This window comes from Streptomyces sp. YS415 (genome assembly GCF_023544665.1).
GTDB lineage: Bacteria > Actinomycetota > Actinomycetes > Streptomycetales > Streptomycetaceae > Streptomyces.
Window position 1 is genome coordinate 1 of sequence record NZ_JAMJFL010000056.1, and the last position, 21,925, is coordinate 21,925.

At 69.1% G+C, this 21,925-nt stretch carries 20 protein-coding genes and 1 pseudogene; 16 read left to right on the forward strand and 5 right to left on the reverse strand.

Going from position 1 to position 21,925, the window contains the following annotated elements:
- The 6 genes and pseudogenes from M8H82_RS35245 to M8H82_RS35270 all read left to right on the forward strand — a co-directional run.
- A pseudogene (locus tag M8H82_RS35245) lies at window positions 1-171 on the forward strand (5,10-methylene tetrahydromethanopterin reductase); the annotation flags it as partial.
- Window positions 168-815 carry an FMN reductase gene (locus tag M8H82_RS35250; protein ID WP_250079623.1) on the forward strand — a complete coding sequence of 216 codons (648 nt, stop codon included), beginning with the start codon at window positions 168-170 and terminating at the stop codon, window positions 813-815. The pseudogene M8H82_RS35245 and the gene M8H82_RS35250, both read left to right, overlap by 4 nt.
- 82 nt (window positions 816-897) lie before the next feature.
- Window positions 898-1,368, forward strand: coding sequence for a MarR family winged helix-turn-helix transcriptional regulator (locus M8H82_RS35255; protein ID WP_250079626.1), 471 nt, complete (start codon window positions 898-900; stop codon window positions 1,366-1,368).
- Between the two features lie 63 nt (window positions 1,369-1,431).
- Entirely contained in the window at window positions 1,432-2,310 is an 879-nt protein-coding gene (locus M8H82_RS35260) for an alpha/beta fold hydrolase (protein ID WP_250079628.1), read from the forward strand.
- A 221-nt stretch (window positions 2,311-2,531) separates the two neighbouring features.
- Window positions 2,532-3,014, forward strand: a complete 483-nt coding sequence (locus M8H82_RS35265) for a MarR family winged helix-turn-helix transcriptional regulator (protein WP_250079630.1) — start codon at window positions 2,532-2,534, stop codon at window positions 3,012-3,014.
- Window positions 3,015-3,135: 121 nt separating this feature from the next.
- Window positions 3,136-4,428: a nucleotide disphospho-sugar-binding domain-containing protein gene (locus tag M8H82_RS35270; RefSeq protein WP_250079631.1), complete on the forward strand. Its 1,293-nt coding sequence runs from the start codon at window positions 3,136-3,138 to the stop codon at window positions 4,426-4,428.
- A 242-nt stretch (window positions 4,429-4,670) separates the two neighbouring features.
- Here M8H82_RS35270 and bla read toward each other — a convergent pair whose 3' ends face one another.
- The 4 genes from bla to M8H82_RS35290 all read right to left on the reverse strand — a co-directional run bounded on the left by bla (window position 4,671) and on the right by M8H82_RS35290 (window position 10,216).
- The gene (bla, locus tag M8H82_RS35275) at window positions 4,671-5,576 is read right to left on the reverse strand and encodes a class A beta-lactamase (RefSeq protein WP_250079632.1); all 906 of its coding nucleotides are present in this window, start codon (window positions 5,574-5,576) and stop codon (window positions 4,671-4,673) included.
- A gap of 1,784 nt (window positions 5,577-7,360) precedes the next feature.
- The gene (locus M8H82_RS35280; protein ID WP_250079634.1) at window positions 7,361-7,744 is read right to left on the reverse strand and encodes a DUF6009 family protein; all 384 of its coding nucleotides are present in this window, start codon (window positions 7,742-7,744) and stop codon (window positions 7,361-7,363) included.
- Between the two features lie 181 nt (window positions 7,745-7,925).
- Entirely contained in the window at window positions 7,926-9,464 is a 1,539-nt protein-coding gene (locus M8H82_RS35285; RefSeq protein ID WP_250079636.1) for a phage/plasmid primase, P4 family, read from the reverse strand.
- On the reverse strand, window positions 9,461-10,216 hold the full coding sequence (locus M8H82_RS35290) for a bifunctional DNA primase/polymerase (RefSeq protein ID WP_250079661.1): 756 nt from the start codon (window positions 10,214-10,216) through the stop codon (window positions 9,461-9,463). The genes M8H82_RS35285 and M8H82_RS35290 overlap by 4 nt, the downstream gene beginning before the upstream one ends.
- A gap of 1,182 nt (window positions 10,217-11,398) precedes the next feature.
- Here M8H82_RS35290 and M8H82_RS35295 point away from each other — a divergent pair.
- Both M8H82_RS35295 and M8H82_RS35300 read left to right on the forward strand, forming a co-directional pair.
- Window positions 11,399-11,650: an antitoxin MazE7 gene (locus M8H82_RS35295; protein ID WP_250079638.1), complete on the forward strand. Its 252-nt coding sequence runs from the start codon at window positions 11,399-11,401 to the stop codon at window positions 11,648-11,650.
- A gap of 3 nt (window positions 11,651-11,653) precedes the next feature.
- Complete coding sequence (locus M8H82_RS35300; RefSeq protein WP_250079640.1) at window positions 11,654-12,034, forward strand: toxin Doc; 381 nt, start codon at window positions 11,654-11,656, stop codon at window positions 12,032-12,034.
- A 572-nt stretch (window positions 12,035-12,606) separates the two neighbouring features.
- On the opposite strand, the gene M8H82_RS36695 is transcribed toward M8H82_RS35300, so the two are convergent.
- Window positions 12,607-12,909: a transposase gene (locus M8H82_RS36695; RefSeq protein ID WP_308293304.1), complete on the reverse strand. Its 303-nt coding sequence runs from the start codon at window positions 12,907-12,909 to the stop codon at window positions 12,607-12,609.
- A 430-nt stretch (window positions 12,910-13,339) separates the two neighbouring features.
- Between M8H82_RS36695 and M8H82_RS35310 the strand changes: the two genes are divergently transcribed.
- The 8 genes from M8H82_RS35310 to M8H82_RS35345 all read left to right on the forward strand — a co-directional run.
- Window positions 13,340-13,987 carry a choice-of-anchor M domain-containing protein gene (locus tag M8H82_RS35310; protein ID WP_250079645.1) on the forward strand — a complete coding sequence of 216 codons (648 nt, stop codon included), beginning with the start codon at window positions 13,340-13,342 and terminating at the stop codon, window positions 13,985-13,987.
- Window positions 13,987-15,672 carry a choice-of-anchor M domain-containing protein gene (locus M8H82_RS35315; RefSeq protein ID WP_250079647.1) on the forward strand — a complete coding sequence of 562 codons (1,686 nt, stop codon included), beginning with the start codon at window positions 13,987-13,989 and terminating at the stop codon, window positions 15,670-15,672. The genes M8H82_RS35310 and M8H82_RS35315 overlap by 1 nt, the downstream gene beginning before the upstream one ends.
- Window positions 15,673-15,772: 100 nt before the next feature.
- A complete protein-coding gene (locus M8H82_RS35320; protein ID WP_250079649.1) occupies window positions 15,773-17,320 on the forward strand; it encodes an anchored repeat ABC transporter, substrate-binding protein in 1,548 nt (515 codons plus the stop codon).
- Window positions 17,321-17,358: 38 nt separating this feature from the next.
- Window positions 17,359-18,918, forward strand: coding sequence for a TIGR03773 family transporter-associated surface protein (locus M8H82_RS35325; RefSeq protein WP_250079650.1), 1,560 nt, complete (start codon window positions 17,359-17,361; stop codon window positions 18,916-18,918).
- The gene (locus M8H82_RS35330; protein ID WP_250079652.1) at window positions 18,915-19,655 is read left to right on the forward strand and encodes an anchored repeat-type ABC transporter ATP-binding subunit; all 741 of its coding nucleotides are present in this window, start codon (window positions 18,915-18,917) and stop codon (window positions 19,653-19,655) included. The genes M8H82_RS35325 and M8H82_RS35330 overlap by 4 nt, the downstream gene beginning before the upstream one ends.
- A complete protein-coding gene (locus M8H82_RS35335) occupies window positions 19,655-20,539 on the forward strand; it encodes an anchored repeat-type ABC transporter permease subunit (RefSeq protein ID WP_250079655.1) in 885 nt (294 codons plus the stop codon). The genes M8H82_RS35330 and M8H82_RS35335 overlap by 1 nt, the downstream gene beginning before the upstream one ends.
- Before the next feature lie 14 nt (window positions 20,540-20,553).
- Window positions 20,554-21,384: a class I SAM-dependent methyltransferase gene (locus M8H82_RS35340; protein ID WP_250079657.1), complete on the forward strand. Its 831-nt coding sequence runs from the start codon at window positions 20,554-20,556 to the stop codon at window positions 21,382-21,384.
- A gap of 150 nt (window positions 21,385-21,534) precedes the next feature.
- Window positions 21,535-21,925: hypothetical protein (locus tag M8H82_RS35345; protein ID WP_250079659.1), on the forward strand; the 391-nt coding region annotated here is incomplete at its 3' end.

Consider the following 21,925-nt stretch of genomic DNA (forward strand, 5'->3'; position numbering starts at 1 on the left):
CTGGATCCGGGCGGCATGCCGGAGAAGACCGTCCTCGAACAGCTCGACCTGTTCGGCGAGATCCTCCCCGTGCTCCGCAAGGAGTTCGCCGCCGGCCGCCCCGCCGGGATACCGGACGGCCCCCTCCACCCCGCCCAGCGCACGGCCCGCCTGCAGGGGGCGACCTCATGAGGCCGCTGCGCCTGAGCGTCGTCTCGGCGGGCCTCAGCGACCCCTCCTCCACCCGGCTGCTGGCCGACCGGCTGACCGAGGCCACACGGCAGGAGCTGGCCGGCTCCGGATACGCCGTGGAGGTCAGCGTCGTCGAGGTACGCGAACTCGCCGCGGAGATCGCCCGCAATCTGACGCTCGGCTCCCCCGGTCCCGAACTCGAAGCTGCCCTGGACGCAGTGACCCGGGCGGATGGCGTCATCGCCGTCACCCCCGTTTTCAGCGCCTCGTACAGCGGGTTGTTCAAGTCGTTCTTCGACCTGCTCGATCCCACCGCGCTGACCGGAACCCCCGTGCTGATCGCGGCCACCGGAGGGACCGCCCGGCACTCCCTGGTCCTGGAGCACGCCCTGCGCCCGCTCTTCACCTACCTGCACGCCCTCACCGTCCCGACCGGGGTGTTCGCCGCCACCGAGGACTGGGGCACGGCCGGCGACGCCCATACCGCCGACCTGCCGGCCAGGATCGGACGAGCCGCCCACGAACTGGCACGCCTCGTCCCCTCCCGTGCGGCCGACGAACCCGGCGGACGCGAAGTGCCCGGGCAGGCACCCGAGATCGTCCCGTTCGCGGAGCAGCTCGCCGCGCTCGGCCACGCGCCGTAGGACCGGAAAGGCGGCGGCATCACCACCGCCCTCGCCGAGCCCGGCCCATCCACCGTGCAAAAGACCCCGAAGGCGCTACGAGATGTCTGAGAACAGGAGCGTGAGCGGCACCGGCCCCGTACCCACCGGCCGCCTCAGCTGGGCCGTCTTCGCGATGGCGCGCGCCCACCGCGCCTACGCGTGCACGTTCCTGCGCACCCTGGACCTGCACCCCGGTCAGGAGCTGCTGCTGATGCGGCTGCTCGAACGGGACGGGCAGACCCAGACAGCGCTGCTGGCCTCTGTAGAGCTCAACCATTCAACCGTCTCCAAGTCCCTGAAGCGCATGGAGGAACGCGGACTGGTGAGACGGGAAGCCGCCGAACACGACCGGCGGGTGATGCGCGTCTGGCTCACCGACAAGGGCGAGGCGTTGCGTGGCCCCCTCCAGCGCCTGTGGTCGGCCCTGGAAGACGTCACCACACACGGCATGGACACCCCGGCCATCGAGCAGTACATCGCGTCGTGCGAGGTCATCCGGCAGGCCATCGCCGACCGGCATGCCAAGGGCTGACCCTTCTTGTTGTCCGAACAACCACTTACCACCCTTGAGTCCCGTTTTCCCAGAAGGAGCACCATGTCTGACGACACGAACAACGACCTGCCCAAGGGGTTCACCAGTCACCACATCACCGTCAACGGGACCGACCTGCACACCGTTGTCGGAGGGGTGGGAGAGCCGGTGTTGCTGCTGCACGGGTGGCCCCAGACATGGCGGGCCTGGCGGCACCTCATGCGGCCCCTGGCCGACCAGGGCTACACCGTCATCGTTCCCGACCTCCGGGGCACCGGGCACTCCGCGCACCCCGACGGCGGGTACTCCAAGGACAACCAGGCCGAGGACATGCGGCAGCTGCTCACCGCGCTCGGCGTGACCGGCCCGGTACGCCTCGTCGGGCACGACATCGGCGGCATGGTCGCCTTCTCCTTCGCCCGGCTCTTCCCCCACCAGGTGCAGCGGCTCGCGCTGATCGAGCTGGCCGTCCCCGGGTTCGGGCTGGAGAAGGCGATGAACCCGGCCGGGGGCGGCTCCTTCCACTTCGGCCTGTTCATGACGCCCGAGGTACCCGAGCTGCTCTTCGAGGGCAGTGAACGCGCCTTCTTCCAGTGGTGGTTCCCGCGTCTGTCGGCCACTCCCGGCGTCTTCACCCCCGAGGAGATCGACGCCGTCACCGCCACCTACCGGGGACGACAGGCCCTGCGCGCCGGATTCGCGCACTACCGCACCCTCCTCGAGGACGGGCGCACCAACCGGCAATGGGCGGACGCCGACGGTCACCTTGACATGCCGCTCCTGGCGGTCGGCGGTGAGCACAACGTCGGCACCCGACTGGCGGACGCCCTACGCCCCGTCGCATCCCACGTCCGTACTTCGGTGATCGACGGCAGCGGCCACTTCCCGCCCGAGGAACGTCCCCAGGCACTGCTGGAGGAGCTGACCGATTTCCTCGCGTAGCGCCGTGGCTCCCCGCCCGCCCTCTCTCCCGGCGGGCGGGGATTGCGCTCTCGCTGATAGCGTGGCCAACCACACAAGCGCGCCGGGCGGGCTGTGATCATGCGCTGTCACCGCACAGCGACCCGGCGCCGGGCGTTTGATCGCCCTGTCGCGGCAGTTCGCATCCGGTACGCGCACACGTACTCCGCACGGCCCTACGGAACACTCGGGAAGTGAACACCATGAGCGAAGCGACCGGCACGGTCCCCAAGACCGGCACCAACCCCGTAAGCACCGGACGCCTCAGTTTCGCGATCTTCTCGCTGGCCCGTGCCCACCGCGCCTACGCCGCTGAACTGCTGCGCGAGCTGGACCTGCATCCCGGGCAGGAACTCCTGCTCATGCAGCTGATGGAGCGCGACGGACAGACCCAGGCCGAACTGCTCGCGTCCGTCGGACTGGACCACTCGACCGTTTCCAAGTCCTTGAAGCGCATGCAGGAACGCGGACTGGTGGAGCGCGAGCCGACCGAGCACGACCGGCGAGCCATGCGCGTCCGGCTCACCCCGAAGGGTGAGGGGATGCGGCGCCCGCTCGAGCGTATGTGGGCCACGTTGGAGCACACCTCGGTCCGCGACCTCGACGAGCACAGCATCGAGCAGTTCATTGCCACCAGCGAGGCCATCAAGCACGCGATTCTCGACCGGCACGAATCCGGATCCTAGTGTCGTCGGCGGACGCTGACAGCACCGTCCCGCACGCCCGCCGATGGAATGTTCCGGCCCGGTGCGCGGTGCGTGCGCTCGAGATGTGAACCGGGCCGTCGGGGACGCCGTAGCAGTCTCCGTGGCAGAAATTCTCGTGGGTACGCTCCCGGCAGCCGGTCATGTCCTGTCCCTCCAGCCCGTCGTGCGTGAGCTGGTGGCCAGAGGGCATTCGGTGCGCTGGTACACATCCGACCGGTACGCCGCCGACGTCGAGAAGACCGGCGCCCGTCTGGAGCCGATGAGCTCAGGGCTGGACATGTTCGCCGGCCCTCTCAACGAGCTCTATCCGGAGCGGGCACAGCTCAAGGCGCTGAACCGGATGAAGTGGGACCTCAAGCACCTGTTCATGGGGCCGTCCGCGGCCCAGGCCGGCGAACTGGGCCGGCTGCACGGGCACACTCACGCGGACGTGCTGCTGTGCGACCCGGGGTTCGGGGCCATCCGGATGCTCAGCGAACGTGTGGGCGTCCCGTGGGTGAGCGTCGGCTCGGCTCCGCTGATGCTGCCGAGCCGGGACACCGCACCGTTCGGCTCGGGTCTGCCTCCAAGCAGCACCAGCATGGGGCGCGTGCGCAACATGGTGCTGCGATTCGTCTTCAGCAACATCGTCATGCGCGACGTGGTGGCCCACCGCGACCGCCTGCGCCGGGAGGCGGGCCTGCCTGCGACGCGGGAAGACCTCATGGGCTCTGGTGTTTCGCCTTACCTGCACCTGCAGAGCGGGGTGGCCGGCCTGGAGTATCCCCGCAGTGATCTGCCCTCCCAGGTGCACTTCATCGGCTCCCTGTCCGATGAGGCCGCTCCCGCACAGGCCATGCCGTCCTGGTGGGACGACGTCCGCTCATCGGGGCGGCCGATCGTCCATGTCACCCAGGGCACAGTCGCCAACACGGAGCTCGACAACCTCCTGCTGCCGGCTTTCCGCGCCCTCGCCAGGGAACCCGTGACCGTGGTGGCGACGCTGGGGGACGCCGCGACAACACGCCAGTTCCCCGGGCTGCCGCCCAACGCTTACATCGCCCCCTATCTCCCCTATCCGGAGTTTCTGCCCCACGTGAGCGCCATGGTGACGAACGGCGGTTTCGGCGGCGTGAATGAAGCACTGAAGCACGGGGTGCCGCTGGTGGTGGCCGGGCGTACCGAGGAGAAGCCAGAGGTGGCGGCGAGGGTCGCCTACGCCGGAGCTGGCATCGATCTGCGTACAGACACGCCGGACGAGGCGGTACTGCGCACCGCGGTGCGCCGAGTCCTGGACGTCCACTCCTACCGCGACCGGGCCAGGGGCCTCGCCGCCGAGTACAGCAAGGTGCAGGCCGGGCCGAGGTCCGCCGACCTCGTGGAACAGCTGGTCTCTATGCGGTCGAGCCGCTGAAGGTCAAGGCATGCGTGGAAAACTTCCCAGCGACCGAAGCGACTGAAGTTCCGAATACATGAAGACCATCCTTTCCCCCTCCCGGGGGGCGCCATAGATGCAGATATTCAGTCGCTTCAGTCGCTACGTACGGCTGCGCGCTCGCCTGACCTGCGGCTTTAGAGAGACGGGGGCCAGTGACCGAGGTTGCCTCAGTCACTGGCCCCCTGGCTCGGTCGCTGGGCTCCCGGAGCGCCGGCGGGTCAGGCGAGTTCCGCCGTCAGGAGTCGCGCCGCTTCCGCGATCACCCTGTGATCTGGCACGGCATCAGGCTGGGCCTTCGCCGTCAACACGGACAGCAGGAGCAGCTGCTTGCCTGGTTGAGTCAGGGTCACCCCCACGTTGTGGTCAGTGCCGTACGCGCTCTCCCCGGTCTTGCTCATGAGCAGCCAGGTCTCGGGGAGACCGGCACGCAGCCGCTCACCGTCGGTCTCGTTGTCCACCATCCAGCCTCCCAACCAGCTCTGGGCGGACGGGTGGAGAGCGTCACCCACGAGCAGCCGGGCATAGGTCACGCCGATGGCCCGAGCGGTGGTGGTGTCCTCGATCCGTCCGGGCTCCGCCGAGTTCAGGTCCGGCTCGTAATGGTCGAGCCGAGTGGCGGAGTCACCGACCGAACGGCAGAAGGCTGTCACTGCGCTCGGACCACCGACCTTCCTCAGCACCAGGTTCCCCGCGGTTCGGTCCCCGAGGCGCAGGGCCCCGTCGCAGAGGTCCATGACGAGCATGCCGCTGGCCAGGTTGCCGGCCTCACTGGTGATCGGGGACCCGGGCACGAGGTCGGCGGTGCTGTATCGGATGCGCTGAACGAGGAAGTCGTTGATCGGACCGGAGTCGCGCAAGCCTGTCGCAGCCGCGAGCGGCTGGTACAACGAACTGACCGGGAAACGTTCGTCCGCACGGTAGGCGGCAGAGCGCCCGCTGGCGAGGTTCTCGGCATACACACCCAGCCGGACACCGTACCGGTCCTCCAGAGCGGTCAGACGGGTGTCGAGGTCGCTGGGCGCCGCGTGCGAGGTCCCTGCCAGCGGGATGGTCGCCGCTGCTGCTGCGGCAGCGCCGGCCGCCAGGACGGCGCGTCGGGTAGGCAGGCCTTTCGAAGAAGTCATCGGCTCTCCTTCTGTCGTCCTTCTGTCGCCGTACCGCCGAAAGCCGCTTCCGGCGGCGCCCCTGTCACGTCGATACAGCGGTGTGCCCGAAGGGCCTGGATGACAGGGCTGGCCAACCACTGTGGCGGACAAAGCTTGCTCCGAACTTACGGAAGGAGTCCCCCCGCCAGGGCGCGATGCGCGGGTGAACGCCCCAGGGGCCTCGCCCGGCTTGATCCCGTGAGTCCCGTGTCTGTGTTCTCCGCACGTCAGAACACCGTTCAAGGTCCGATGGGACTGACGGGACCCGAGGTGCGGAGTTATGCGACAGTCACTGCAGTTCGCAGCCGGCGTCTTGCGTCCGCCGCCAGGGGGGATGCTGCGACCAAATGCGGCGGCCGCACCAGCGCGTGGTGACCACGGCCCGGTGCGGCCGAAGCCCTCCGCGCGGGCTGGGATGAGTCGCTGGGAGAAAAGCGCAGCTCATAGGCATGAGCATCCCCGATTAGCGACTGAAGCGACCGAACGACAGACACAACCCAACGACCGGAGCCGTTGGGTTGTGGAGCACATGCAAAAGAACCGGACACCGTGTCGGTCAAGGGAGCGTCAGGGCGGGATGAGCGACCAGACGATCCCCCCAAGTGACTGAGCCGGCTTCAGTCGCCCGGATCAACGTACGAAAAAACAGCAGGTCACAGGGGTACTAGTGAGGAATCAGCGACTCAAGCGACTGAAGCTCTCCATATATGACGCACAAGCACTCCCGGGATAGTGGCTCCGTCACATACCCGAACTCCGGTCGCTTGAGTCGCTGTCGCCCTGCCCTCACCTTCCTGACCTGCAGGCTTTCGCGGCGTGCGGGTGAGCGACTGAAGAGTCGCCCGGTCGCTGACTGCTCGGTCGCTGGCCCGCTGCCAAGGTGACGGGTATGACCAGGGCGCGGAGCCCGCTGTAGGTGATCTCCCATGTGGAGTACAGACCTTTGCCGCGCATGAGTTCTGGCAGCCGGTCTTGGAGAAGCCGGAGCGGCTGACCAGTCCGTCCAGGGTCAGGCCGCTGGCGGCGAAGCGACTGCGGACGGACTTCAGCCATGTCCGGTGCGCTACGCCTGCCTTTTGGCAGATCGGCTCCGGCGGGCGCCCGAGGCGGCGGGAAGGCTCAGCTGGCCGCCCGTACGTGGGGTGTTTTCATCCAGCAGACCGTCTCCGCGCTTCCCGGGCTACCACGGCGGCGCCTGAAGAGTCCCAGCGTGGGCAACAGGGCAATTAGCGCGGTGACTTACCCCAACACGGTCATCAGTGCTCCATGTGAGGACCCCGTCAGGATGATGACGGTCATCACCTGCTGGCTTGTCATTGTCTTCCCGAAAGGACGTACCAGTGTCTGGAAAAGCCCTCCGAGGCGGTGCTCAGGCTCCCCGGAGGAGTTGCACGACAGCATGGTGTGTGAGCGGCCGCTCTCTCAACGTGATCATGAGATAGCGGAACTATGCCTCCCCCTTCACCGACCGTCGCCTGACGATCGCCTCAGGTTAATGTCTCCCGTCATAGGGCTGCGGAGCAGCCGCGCAGCGGATGCCATCGAGATCCTCTTGTGCGAGGGGCTGCCTTGACGCAACCAGCGGCGGCGGTCTCTGGAGACGGTCGAGAAGCTGTTTCAGGCGGTCGCGGACACCGGCTGTGCGGCGTGTCCCCTCAATGCCTCACTGAAGATCCTTCCCCGCCCGGCGCCCACCACTGCTGTGCCCGGTCACGCTCCGCCGACCCCTGCGGCAGGAGTGAGCTGCTGGCGCACTCAAACCATCAGGAGCGTGAGCCGGTTATGGCAGCCGGGCCGCTCTGCGAACGTGGTGTCTTCTCGCCCACCTTTTTCACCTCGATGGTGCGCGGGTCGACGGCTTCACCGGGGGCACCTTCGCGGTACAGGCCGCCCGGGAGGCTGTCGCGGTCGTGCGGGAGCAGGAAGAAGACACGCCGCTTGTACAGGCCGCTGTCGGGGTCGGGTTCGGCCTGGTCGTCGAGGAGGGCGTAGCCGACCATGCGGCCGTCGCGCGCATAAGGGGGTTTGGTGTTCCGGCGGCGGGTCTTGTCGAGGGCCTGGCGGACGTAGTCAAAGTTTTCGGGGTCTTCCAGCCACACGACGTGTTCCTCGTGGGTGAGATCGCCCTCGGTCAGTAGCGAGCTCATGGCTGTTGCCCCTCCTCCGTCTGCGGGGCCGGCCGGCGGCCCGCCTCGTGGTTTGGTGTTCCGCCCGCTTCTGGACGTGCCCCTGCAGTTCCATGGTAGGCGGGGCGGATGCGGGTGGGTAGAGACTGCTGAGGGCCGGGGCTGGTGTGTGGCAGTTCGCGGAAAGAGGGCGGGAGTTGGTTCATGAGGGACTGTCCAGCAGGGCGAGGCCGGGGTAGTACTTGCGGCCGTTGGATTTGATCATGTCGGTGGGTGAGGCGAGGCCGACTTCCTGTCGGACGCGAGTGGCGAAGGCGCGGGTGCCGGCGGGGCGGATGCCTTCGCCGGTACTGCACCAGGAGGCGTAGGCGGCGTACAGGAGACCCTGTTCGACGCGCAGGTCGGGCTGGGCCTCGAGGTCGCGGGTGCAGCATTCGGTGAGGAAGCGGCCGATGTGGTCCTCGGTGTTGGCGTACGCGCTGGTGGCAATGCGGACGCGGTCGGGTCCTTCGAGGTTGTCACGGGTGGTGAGGTAGCGGCGGGCGCCCTCGATGAGCCACTGCAGGATGCCGGGGCCTTCGTCGCGGACGAGTTCGAGCGCCAGATTGTCGATCTTGCGGTGGTCGGGGACGGTGCGCTCGAAGGGAAGCAGGCGGATACGGCGCCAGAACGCGAAACCGCCGGTGGAGACCTCGGGGCGGTGATTGCCGAGCAGCCACAGGTGGTGGGTGGGGCTGAAGGAGAAGTAGTCCTGCCGCATCCTGCGGGCTTTGATCTTGTCTCCGCCGGTCAGGAGGCGAACGCGGGCTTCGTCGAACTTGTCGTTGGGCTTGAGCTCGCTGCAGACGATCAGGCGGCGGCCGTGGAGCTCGGTGAGCTCGGTGGAATGCTCGGAAAACGCGCCGCGGTCCATGAGGAATCCGGGCGGGGCGGCATCCGCGTAGTCCCCCAGGATCTGGATCATGACGTCCAGGAGGACGCTCTTGCCGTTCTTGCCGTGGCCGTGGAGGAAGGGCAGAACCTGGGCGCCGACATCACCGGTGATGGAGTAACCGAGCAACAGGTGCAGGAAATCGATCATCTCCTGGCCTTCGGCGTCGTCACCGAAGGTGTCGTACAGGAAGCGGTGCCAGCGTGGTGTCCCTGTCCGCTGGGGGGCGACGCTGGTGGCTCGGGAGTGGAAGTCGCGGGTGGGGTCGGGTTTGCGCAGCTGGCCGGTGTTCAGATCGACGACACCGGCAGGGGTGCACAAGGCGTAGGGGTCGCCGTCGAGGGTGTCGGGGTCGACGGACAGGTCGGGGGAGGCCTTGGCTTGGGTGAGGAGGGCTTTCATGCCGGTGGTCGAGAGGGTGCGCTTTTTGTGGTGGCGGAGCTCGCGGTCGCTGAAGAGTCCGCGGGGGTCGGTGTCGGGCATGTCTTCGGCCATCTCGCCCGCGGCCCACAGGGCGGCTTTCTCGCCGCCGGTGCGCTTCCAGCGGTAGCCGTCCCAGCAGAACCAGCCGAGGCCTTCGACGTGTCGGAACTGATCGCGGTAGAGCTTGACGAACAGCTTGGCGTTGCCGCGGTCGGTGAGGGTTGCGGGCAGGGGTGCCGACAACGCCCAGGCCGGTGCCGGCGGGGCGAGGGGGGAGGTGTGGGCCTGGGCGGGCAGGGCGGCCGGCTGCTGGTGTGTCTGTTCAAGGTCCAGCATCTGCTGGGCAGCGGCGGTGGCGTCGAAGCGCGGCGTCTCGGCGCTGCTCATGAGCGTCCTTCGAGGTGGAGCGGGCGGGCGGACCCGGCGGCGAGGGCGTCGTCGATGATGCGTTCGTTGCGCGCTCTTTGCCAGGGGCGCGCGGTGTCGGCGGCCTCGCGCAGCAGGGCGCGCGCGGTGTGTTCGTCGAGGTGCCCGGCGGCCGCCAGTCCTCCGGCCGTGTAGGTGGCCTTGTTGAGCTTTTCGGTGAAGGCGGTTCCCTCGGGCGGTGCGGCGCAGTCGGTGACCTCCAGCAGGAGCGGGTCCAGGACGCGGTGCGCACGTACGGGTTTTCTCGGCCGGCGGCTGCGGGGGATGGTGGGCCGGGACGAGGCTGGCGGGCGCTGAATCGTGTGTCTGGTCCGAATGAGTTCCTCGCGCAGCCACTCGGGCAGTGGCGCGGACAGAAGTCCGGAGGCCAGGCCATCCCGGTTCGCGGAGTCCTGGATGGCGGTGCCGGGCAGGAGTCGGCTGCGGTCCGGGACCGGCACGGCGTGCGCGCCGATGTCGATGACGATCAGGTCGGCCTCTCCGCAGGCCGCGCCGACGCCCCAGGAAGGGTGATCGGACCACCAGCCGTCGAGGCGCGTCGTGCTGGTCGTCGCGGCGTGGAATCCGTGGCAGGGGCGGCCGGCGGGGATACAGGGGCATCCCGAGGGAGCGTGGTGTTTGTCCTTGCAGGCCGGGCAGTTGGCGGCGGGCGTCTTGCGTCCGGTTGCCAAGGGGTGGACCGGCCAGCCCTGTTCGGCACACCAGCGGGCCACGGCGTGGGGTGCGGCCGCCCGCGCAGCAGAGGCGGGCACTCTCGTCACGTCGGGGCCGGGCACGCGTCTGTCCTTCGGTGAGGGTCTTGCCCTGCGGTTCCTGACTGGCCCGGCCGGGGCGGGCGCGTGCTGGAGTGAGGGACCAAAGGGACTATAGGGACTGGCTTTTGGAAGAGAGTGTAGGACCCCGGAGCGGGGACAGAACGCAGCTCCCCCGCGTGGCGCCGTATCGGTTTTCGGGTCCCTACGGTCCCTTGAGTTTCTGAAAAAGTGACCAGACTGTGCGGGGTATGCCCGTAATGCCCTTGATGAGAGTGTCTGAAGGGACCGTGATTCATCTATCGGGCAACCCTGGAGAGACAGGGACGGCACAGGCACCCAATCAGCCCCGTCGGACGGACACATCCCACCTAGGGTTCATAGCTCCGATCCCCCACCAACCTGTTCTGCTGCTGCCCTCCGGACAGGGCCTGAGCGCAGCAGCCCCGAGGACTCAGCCCTTCTTGAGTCCCTGGGCATTTCCGCAGCTCAGGAGAGGGATAGGGCATCCGAGAGGGACTGTAGGGACTGAGAACTCCAATTATGAGCCACTTACGTATGCATACCTCGACAGATACGCCCGCGCATACACACACGCATGACTCGCCCATAATTGCCAACTAGAGTCCCTTGGGTCCCTTGTGGACGTCGTTCACCGCCGTGACCTGCACGTTTACAAGGGACTGAGCGGAAGGGACTGAACGCGTTGAGGCCCTCCTCACTACGTGGTGGCCGAATCGGGCGTAGCGGTGGGACAGCTGGGCCGCCGCGGGGCGGCACTCGCCACATCAATCGTGCCGTCGAGAACTGCCAGACCCTCGCCGACCTGTGGCCTGACGTATTTGGCGGACATTTACAAGATGCCGTACAGCTAGGAGAGCTGGTGAGGCAGCCGCCGGCCTGGCCTCGGGCTGGGTGGTGTGGTGCTTGCGCCACACCACCGAGGCCGTGATCTCGGAGTGACCGGCAGGACACCGGCGACCCGGGCCCTCGTGCTGGGCCTTCCAACGGGCGTCCGTATGCGGTGGTTGGCGTCAGTCTGCCGCCCGCTCACAGGTCCGCCTGGCCGTGCCGCCGCTCTTACGCGCGGCCGCTTCCCGGTACAGGTATTCGCGAAGGTACCCATGGGTGCATACTCGAGGTATGGCTGATACCACCGTAAAGGTCGACTCCGAGACCAGGGACCGGTTCGCTGCGGTCGCCGCGGCCCGCGGACAGAGCGTGCGCGCCTACCTGGCCGAGCTGGCCATAGTGGAAGAGAACCAGATCAAGCTGAGCAAGGCGACGGCCGTGTTCCGCGAGATCATCGCCCGCCCCGGCCTGGCCGAGGCGTTCGACGAGGCTTTCCCCGACGACGCTCCAGCCCGGCGAAACACCGCAGGGCGGGCGGCCTGACCCTTGGAACTGCATATCGACATCCGGTGGCTCCTCGACCGGCAAGAAGAACTGCTCGGCAAGGAACTCGGGGTCCGGGACTACTCGGCCCTGGTGGCAGCCGTCGCCCGGCACCGGGTGAACACACCCCAGCTGGACATGGGCGAGCCCGACGCCTACTGGCGGGCTGCCGCCCTGCTCGAGCAGCTGGTCCTGCTGCGCCCGCTGCCGGCCCGCAACGCGTACTTCGGATACGGCGTGGCCGTCGCGTACATCCGTGCTTCCGGGGAGGAGATCGACGATTCCTTCGAGCCGTGGCGGGACCTGATCTCCGACATCCGCGCTCTGCGGCTCACCGTCTACGACATTGCTGACCGCTTGCGCGCCTTGGGCCAGGCCGGCTGATCCAAAGTGCGGCGTCGTTTACGGCCAGGCATGCCGGGCCAGGCCCTGACTCGCATGCAGTTGTTCAGTCGACCCATGTCACGACTGCCATCTGTCGCTCGCGGGCGGTGCTGTAGAAGTCCTGGAGAGGACAGGGAGGTACACGCGATGTGCGCTGTGCACCTTCATGTCGCCTCGGCGTATTCGGCGCGCTACGGCGCAGCTCTTCCAAACGTGCTGGTGTCGAGGACCCCGCCTCCCGCGCGTACGTGGCCGTTTCGTACGGGTGGGACGCCAAGGCCCGGCTCGTCTGACTGATCGCCGGACTCACCCGGCGGCCGGGAATGATGCCATACCGGCAGGCGGTGCCGGACGGTCCGTACGAGGCGCTCGCTGCCCGCCTGGACGACGGGCGGGTCATCGTCGTCACCCACCCACCGGCAGGCCGGTGCCCGGCCTCGCCGCCTCGGGAGCGTCCGAGGCCGTGGTCGGCCAGCTCGACGGCAATGCCGCCGGGCGGTTCCTTTGGCAGATCCCCCTCTTCGCTGCCCCGGCCGCGTGCTGGTGGGCCCTGCAGACGGTGGAGCCGATGTTTACGTCCAGGTGATCAAGCCCTTCGCATCCCCCTCGACCTGGAGGTGGGTGACGATCCTGGCCCATGTGCCATCCCGCTGCCAGCGGCGGAACAGGTCATAGACCCGGTCCCAGGGCATGTAGCGTTCCGGCACAGTGCGCCAGGGGGCACCTGCCCGGGTCCGCCACCGTATGCCGTCCATCAGCTGCCGCCGCGTCCACACCCGCGGACGGCCGGCTTGATGCCCTGTGGCAACAACGGCTCCAGCCGGGCCCACTGCCAGCAGGCACTTTTTCCCCCTGGACGACCCACCCACCAACATCAGTAGCTGACTCTGTCCGCCGCTGCATCCTGCACCGCCCGCTGCAGGTCTCGGTCATGACGACGCTGCACATAAAGCGCCAGCCCCCGTCGTTCAGCGGTCCCCGGCGGCAAACACCCACGGCCCGATCCCGGACTGTGCGGGCGGGCCGGCCCTCGGCGTGCGGATCGGGTACCCCCAACGGGCCTCTGTCACCGGCCGGTTCACGGCCCTGTCGTTCGCAGGACTCGCACATGTCACGCACAACTCCATTGCCGCCATAGTTGAAAATGATTACCATGTGACTTGTCAGCGCATCGTCAATGATGCGGTGCTCGATCGGGGGGCTTCGCCATGCGTGCCGTGAACGACGTTCCGTAGCGGAACGATCCGAGCCGCTTTCCCCCTCCGGTCCGTCTCCGCACCACTCTCATCATCTGAAGGAATCACCTTGCGTACCCTTGCCCGCACTTTGACCATCTCCGGCTCCGTTGCCGCGGCTGTCGCGCTCGGCGGCCTCGTAGCGACCCCGGCGGCGGCCGCCACCACGCTCAGCAGCGGCCACGTCGATGTCCTCGACGCCGAGTGGGACGGCAGCAACCTGCACCTGCACATCCACGACGAGGAGAGCGGCGCCGAGTACGACCCGGCCGACGTCACGCTGTCGGTGCCTGCTGCTGCGAAGGTTCGCAACCCGGGTTACGGCTTCCTGGGCAGTGGCAGCCAGGTCTGGCTCCTGCCGGAGGACGAGCTGAAGGCCGACGCCGCCGGCGTGCTCTTCCCGGGCATCTCCACCGAGCACCTGAACAGCGGTGTCTTCGCGAACAACGCGGTGACCTACCGCCTCACCGGCGCCACCAGGAACGGCTCCTCCACCGAGGACTTCAGCGTCTACGCAGGCGCCGGTGCCCGCTGGTACGACAGCAACACGGCCACCACCAGCTACAAGTCCAAGACGTTCGGTGTCGGCACGCACAACCACGCGAACTGGGCCTTCGAGGAGCCCGGCACCTACAAGCTGACCTTCCGGGTGTCCGGCACGGTCGGCGGCGTCACCAAGGCCGCCACCGAGACGTTCACCGTCGTCGTCAGCTCGTGATGGGGGCCCTGACGCGCGGCGAACGCGCATACACGACCGCGGTGGTGACCGCGGCGGTCGCGGTACTCGTGGGCGCGGCAGGGCTGGTCGCCGGCGGCAGCGGGGACGCCCGCGCCGCCGGCGGTGCCGTCGTACTGGGCGAGGGCGAGCTGGACCTCACGCCCCGACTGGTCGACGGTGAACTGCAGTTGCAGATCGACGACCGCAGCGGTGACACGCCGGTCGTGCGCGAGCCCTCCGCCGTGGTCCTGCACGTGCCCCAGCTTTCCCTGCAGTACACCCCGAACCCGGCCGCCAACGCGCTCGGCACCACGGATCAGGACACCTGGCAGCTCAACGGCTGGGCGTCCGAGGACCTCTTCGCGCCCGAACCCGGCTGGCAGGGCGCCGAGGCAGGCGGTGACACTGAGGTGGCGCTTGCCGGGTACGAAGGACCGGGCGACTTCGGCATGTTCACGTACACCCAGGAGATGGACTGGTCGGACGAGGCTCCGGACATCCACCTGGGGAGCACCGGCGACGCCCCCCGTTCCTTCACCCTGTCCGGCGACGAGGAACGGCAGCTGCCCATCTGGATGTTCACCGCCGAGGGCGTCCACCGCCTCACCTTCACCGTGACCCGCGGCACCGCCACGGACACCGAAACCCTCGCCGTGGTCGTCGGGGACGACGTCGACCCCGCCGACGTCCTGCCGGGCGACGGCTCCACGCCGACAACGACCCCCACCCCGACCGGCACCGCGCCCCCGAGCCCGACGGCCACCTCCCCGAAGGGCCATGTCATCGCCAAGGGCCACGTCGACCTGGCGGCCCGCAAGGTGGACGGTGCTCTCGAGTTCCAACTCAAGGAGGGCAGCGCCGAGGACTACGACTGGTACCAGCCGGGAGAGGTCGTCTTCCACGTGACCCCGGTCGCAAGGCGGAAGATCCCCCAGGGGTACGACTTCCTCGGCACCCCCGGCGACCCGGTGTGGTGGCTGCCCTTGAGCCAGCACCCGGACATCGTGTGGCCGGGATGGTCCACCGCGGACTGGGCCAAGCAGGAGATCGACGGCCGCTTCACCTACCGGCTCGACTCCGTGCGGGGTCCCGGAAGCGTGGCCCTGTTCAGCGACGGCGCGCTGGGCGGGACGGACGTCCAGTTCAACAGCGGTGACGGCTTGCCGGACGCCACGACCATCAACGCGGACACCCACCGGCACACCTACTGGGCCTTCACCGCCGAGGGTGTCTACCGCACCACCTGGACGTGGAGCGCCACCCTTGCCGACGGCCGGAAGGTCAGCGACACCGAGACGATCGCCTGGGTCGTCGGAGACGACGTGGACCCGTCGACGGTGACACCGGGAGCGGGTGACGAGCCGACGGCCACCCCGACGGCTACGGCATCACCTTCCTCGTCCGCCCCGGCCTCGCCGTCACCGTCGGTTTCCTCCTCCGGTCCGCCGTCCGGGTCGCCGACGGCCGGCCCGCCGTCGTCCGTCTCGGGCGGCGGATCGACGGGCGGGGGGACCGGTTCTGGCGGCACGGGCACGGACGGCGGTGCGGCACTGGGCAGCACCCCGGCCGGCGGGCTCGCCTCCACCGGTACGGGTGCCGCGGTGCTCGTCGGTATCGCCGGAGCCGCGCTGCTCATGGGCAGCACGGCCGTAATAGCGGTCCGCCGTCGGCGTACCGCTCGATAGGAACTCCGCGTACGGCGGACCGGCCCGGCAGCGTGCCGGCCTGCCGTACGCGGCTCAGTTATGTCCCCGCCACCGGGGGCGCAAGAGAAGGAGGAGCCTCATGCGGGGTAACCCCAGAGGCACCACGAGGACAAGGGCCGCGCTCGCGTCAGGCTGCGTGCTGCTCGCCACGGCGGCCGTCGGGTGCAGCGGCGAGCAGCCCGGCTCGTCCGGCGCCGCGTTGACGGTCTCGACGACCACGGCGATCGTCGCGGATCTCGTGAAGCAGGTGGGCGGGGAGCGCGTCGACGTCACCTCGATCGTGCCGCAGAACGGCGATCCGCACTCCTACGAGCCGAGCCCGAAAGACGCGGCCCGGGTCGCCGTGGCCGATCTGGTCTTCAGTAACGGGCTGCTGCTGGAGGAGCCCGGCATCACGAAGATGGTCCACAACAACGCCCCCAAGGCCGCCCCGAAGATCGCGCTCGCCGAGAAGCTGGAGCAGTACGGCGGCACGGTCATGAAGCTGGAGGAGGACCTCGGGCTCGACGTGCTCTGGCTGGGCTGGGCCGTCGAGGGCGAGGTCGCCGGTGACGGGTCCCAGGTCCGTACGACCGCCACCGGGCTGGAGGGACCCGGCGAGCTGCGCGTCTACCTCACCGACACGCTCGGCAAGCCGAACGTGTACATCGACTCGGCCGACGGCTTCGACGCCAAGGACTCCTTCACCTTGCCGCCCGAGGCGCACACGCACGTCAACTGGGCGTTCAGCAAGGCCGGCACCTACAAGCTGACCGTGGAAGGCCGCACGGAGACCCTCGACGGCAAGACCGAGGAGTTCGGCAGCGGCACCTTCACCTTCACCGTCGGCGATGAGACCGACGCCCCCACGGGGGCGACCGTGCTCGACGGCGGACATGCCGACGTCACACTCAACGCTCAGAGCGGCAAGGTCGACGTCCGCGCGGAGGACGGCGAGAGCGGGGCACGCACCCGGCATCCGGCCGGCGAGGTCGTCCTGAACGTGCCCGACCGGGCGAAGGAGGCCGTTCCGAAGGAGAAGCCGTACGCCTTCCTCGGCCGGCCCGGTGACAAGGTCTGGGTGCTGCCGCAGGCGGTGATCGGCAAGCACGTCCACGGTGATATGGACCCGCACGCCTGGGAGGACGTCGCCAACGCCCAGGCGTACGTCCGCCGCATCGAGGCCGAGTTGATCAAGGCCGACCCGGAGGGGAAGGCGACGTATGAGAAGAACGCCGCCGCCTATCTGAAGACGCTCGGCGCCCTCGACCAGGAAGTCGGGCGCACGCTGGCGGCCATTCCGGAGAACAACCGCGAGCTGATCACCACGCACGACGCCTTCGGCTACCTGGCCAAGGCGTATGGCATGGAGGTCGCTGGCTTTGTCGTACCGGTGCCCAACCGCGAGCCCAGCGCGGCCGAGGTGGAGGAACTCGGCACCACCATCCGCGAGAAGGAGGTCCCGTCGGTGTTCCTGGAGCCGAACCTGGCAGCCCGCGCCGACGTCCTCAAGCGCGTTGCCCAGGACCAGGGTGTCCGGGTCTGCACGATCTACGGCGACTCCTTCGACGACCGGGTCCACGACTACGTATCGATGATGCGGCACAACGCGACCGAGCTCGCCAAGTGCCTGGGGAGGAAAGCGTGATGAGGGTCATGAGGAACACACGCAGGGAGCGCGTGGCCGTGGCGGTGGCGCTTGTGGCCACGCTCGCGGGCAGCGGCGTGGCTGCGGCGCAGGACGGCGGCACCTCCCCTGGCTCAGGTCCGGGCCGGATCGCTTACGTGGAAGGGGAGTTGAGCCTGGACGGGGCGGCGGGCCAGGAAGGGACCGCGGCACCCGTCATCGTGTTCCCCGACGCGAGGCCGGCCGATGACGTGCCGGCGCCCGGGTGGGACACCACCGGGGTGCCGGAGGGCGTCGTGGACCAGGACACCGTGCGGTGGTCGCTGACCGGGCTCGACGGGCCGGGCGACCTCAAGGTGTACGCGCGCGGCGGGGACGGCGAGGGGGATGCGCTGCTGTTCGACAGCGCGGACGGGCTGCCCGACGGCTACGAGCTGCCCGTGGGACAGGAGGGAGCCACCCGGTGGGAGTTCACCGCCGAAGGCACCTATCAGGCCATCTTCACCGCCGACGCCAGGACGGTCGACGGACGGGAGCTGTCCGTCGGAGCCGTCCGCACGGTGTTGGTCGGGGCAGAAGCGGCCGACCAGGCCGACGCACTGCCGGACAGCGCTGCCCCGCCTGCGGTCGCCCCCGGTGGGACGCCTTCGGCTGAGCCGCCGAACCTCATCGCCCCGGTCACTGGGCCGACGGTCCCGTCCCTGCCGTCCGCCCCCGCCGCCGGGAAGCTGTCCGCCCCCGGCGCCGTGCGGGCCGAGACGGTCGTCTCGACACCGAAGGTCATCGACGAAGGCCACATCGACATCGCCGCCCGCGTCATGGCCCGCAGGATGCAGATCCACATCAAGGACGGCACGGTCTCCGGGAAGACCACCTGGCGCGAGCCCTCGTCGGTGGTCCTGCACGTGAAGCCCGCCGCGAGGAACAGTCTTCCGGACAGTGACGACTTCGCCTTCCTCGGCAAGCCCGGGGATCCCGTGTGGCTGCTCGACCAGGTGCAGCAGGACGGGCTGCTGTGGCCCGGCTGGTCCACCGACAACATCCAGGCGGGGGCCACCAAGGGCGCAGTCACCTTCTCCCTCACCGCAGTCAAGGGTCCCGGCACCGCCGCCCTCTACACCTACGACGCCATGTCGGGCGCGACCGTCCTGTTCAACAGCAAGGACGGGGTCCCGGACGCCTTCGACATCCCGGCGAACACGCACGCGCACGGGGGCTGGGCCTTCACCAAGGAGGGCACGTACCGGCTCACCTTCAAGATGAGCGGCAAGCTCGCCGACGGCACGGCGGTCAGCGACACCGAGACCGTCGCGTTCGTGGTCGGCGACAAGGACCCGAACGCCGTGCGACCGGGCAGCGGATCGGGGAGCGGCTCCTCCTCCGGAACGGATGGCGCCGACGCGGCGAACGAGGGCTCGTCCGGCACCGGAGGATCCGGCGACGACTCGACTGCGGACGCCGGCGGTTCCTCCGACAGCGGCAGCGGCGGCTCCATGGCCTCGACCGGTGCCGGGAACGCGATCGCGATGGGCGGTACGGCCGCCGCACTCGCCGCGCTCGGCACGGCCTTCGTCGCCGTCAACCGCAGGCGCCGTACCGCCGAGGGGGCCCGCGCGTGAATGCCGCGGAACCCCTGCTCCAGGCGCGGGACGTGCACGTGGTCCTCGGCGGCAGGCCCGCCGTGCAGGACACGCGGCTGACCGTGCACCGGGGCGAGCTGCTGGGCCTGCTCGGGCCGAACGGTGCGGGCAAGACGACCCTGCTGCGGGCCGTGCTGGGGCTGGTGCCGCTGGCGGGCGGCGAAGTGCTGATCGACGGCCTGCCCCCCGGCCGCGCTCGCCATCTCGTCGGATATGTTCCGCAACGCCACGAGTTCGCCTGGGACTTCCCCATCGACATCGCCGGCGCGGTGCTGTCCGGCCGTACCCGCTCCATCGGCTGGCTGCGCCGGGCACGGCCCGCCGACCGCAAAGCCGTGGAGGAGGCTCTGGAACGGGTCGGCCTCGCCGATCTGCGCAGGCGGCCGATCGGGGAGCTGTCGGGCGGTCAGCGGCAGCGGGTGCTCGTGGCCCGCGCGCTCGCGAGCGATCCCCGACTCCTGCTCCTGGACGAGCCGTTCACCGGCGTGGACGTGCCCACCCAGGAACTGCTCAACGACCTCTTCGGCCGCCTGGCCGCCGACGGCAAGGCTCTGCTGATGACCACCCACGACCTGGCGGCAGCCGCCCGCACCTGCTCCCGCGTGGCACTGCTCAACCGTACGGTCGTCGCCGAGGGCGGCCCCGAGCTGCTGGCCGATCCCGAGCAGATGCTGCGGGCCTTCGGCCTGGACACCGCTATCGGAGCCGCCGCGTGATGTTCCTCGACTTTCTGACCGACCCCTGGCAACTCCCCTTCATGCAAAGAGCATTCGCTGTCGCCGTGATCACCGGGCTGGTGTGCGGGGTCGTCGGCGTGTACGTCGTGCTGCGCGGGATGGCATTCATCGGCGAGGCCGTGTCCCACTCGGCGTTCCCGGGCGTGGCCCTCGCCTACGCCTTCCAGGGCAACCTGCTCCTCGGCGGTGCCCTCGCAGGCCTCACCACCTCCCTCCTCATCGCGCTCGTTTCGCAGAACCGGCGCCTGAAGGAGGACACCGTCATCGGCGTGTTCTTCTCCTGCGCGTTCGGGCTCGGCATCGTCCTGGTGTCCACCCAGGACAGCTGGTCGACCGACCTGTCGTCGTTCCTGTTCGGGCAGGTGCTCGCGGTCGGCCCGGAGGACGTGTGGACCGCGGCGGTACTGGGCGCTGTCCTGGTGGTGGTCGTCCTGCTGTTCAGCAAGGAGCTGGTGGCTGTCAGCCTCGACCGGGAGACGGCCCGGGCGGCGGGGCTTCCGGTGATGCGGCTCGACCTGATCCTTTACGCCGTGGTCACCGCCACGATCGTGATGTCCCTGGAGGCGGTCGGCAACATCCTCGTGCTGTCCCTGCTCATCACCCCGGCCGCGGCCGCCCGCATGCTCACCGAACGGCTGTGGGCGATGACCCTGCTGGCCTCGGCACTCGGCGGCACCGGCGCACTGGCCGGGCTGTACGTGTCCTACGCCTATGACCTGGCCGCCGGCGGTTCCATCGTCTGCGTCCTGACCCTGCTGTTCGCCCTGACCTGGTGCCTGGCCCCCCGGCACGGGCTGCTCGCCCGGGCGCGGCGGCGGGGGAGGGCCCTCGACCCGCACGCCACCCTGGAAGCCGCTCACTGAAACGAGATGCAGTTGTGACAGAACAGCACGCGGTACGTCTGGGCACGGTCCAGGAGACCCTCCTCATCCCGCTCTATGGCCGGGCGGTGGAGAACCGCAAGGAGGAACCGGTCCTCCGCGATCCACGAGCCGAGGAGATCGTCGACGCCATCGACTACGACTTCACCCGCTTCGACAACCTGCCCAGCCTCCTGGGCACGGTCCTGCGCACGACCTTGTTCGACCACTGGGTCGCGGACTTCCTCACCCGGCACCCCACCGGCACGGTCGTGGAGATCGGCACGGGCCTCAACACCCGCTACGAGCGCGTGGACAACGGACAGGCACGCTGGTTCGAGTCCGATCTGCCCGACGTGATCGAACTGCGCCGGGCCTTCTTCGACGACACCCCGCGCCGGACAGCGATCGCCGCCTCGGTGACGGACCGGACCTGGGCCGAGACGGTGGCCGCCCGGTCGGACGGGCCCTACCTCTTCGCCGCCGAAGCCGTCCTGCCGTTCCTCCCGGCGGACGAGGTCCGTCGCGTGGTCGACCTGATCGCCGAGACCTTCCCCGGCTCACTGCTGGCCCTGGACACGGCGGGCACCGCCATCATCGGTGGCCAGGAACAGCACGACGCCCTGAGCAAGGTCGAGGCCCGCATGCAGTGGGCGTGTGACGACCCGGCCGAGATCACCGCCTGGCGCCCCGGCGCCCGACTGCTCACCACGTGCACGCTCACCACGTTGCCGACGCCGCTGCACGATCGGCTGCCGGCGGCCGATCGGGAGATGCTGGCCAATCTGGCCGGACAGCGGCTGTCGCAGGTGGAGGAATACCGGCTCAACCTCCTGCAGTTGCCGTAGACCACGCTGCGCGCCGACGCACTTCGGCCCGCCGCCCGGGCCACCCGGCAGCGGAACCAAGGCGGTGGTGCAGAGGACGCGCACGGCCGTGATGCGACATAAGCGCGACAGCGATAGGCGATGGCGGGCACCCCTGGCTGAGGAGCGCCGATGAGTCAGGACGGATATCGGGACCTGCGCGTCCCCGACGACAGCGGACGGCCGGCACGCGAGGAAGTCGCTCGGCCGATCTACGTTTCGACGCGATCGCCGACGAGCGCCGCACCCGCGCGGACTGCCTCCAGGTCGCCGACCACGTGCTCGAAGTCCTCACCCGGCGCGGTCTCCTCAGGGCAGAGGCAACTGACCGAGCGGCCGACCGTGGTCGGCCTGTGCCTCCAGCAGAGCGGCCACGTCCGGTCCCCTCGTGAAGACGGGGCCTTCCCAGCCCTCTGGAACGGACGCTGGTTCAAGACGCACCCGGGTGCCATGGGCGCTGGCGGCGTCGAGGAGAACCTGCAGCACGCTCAGTCCCCTCAGATCGAGGGCGCCAAGGCGGGCC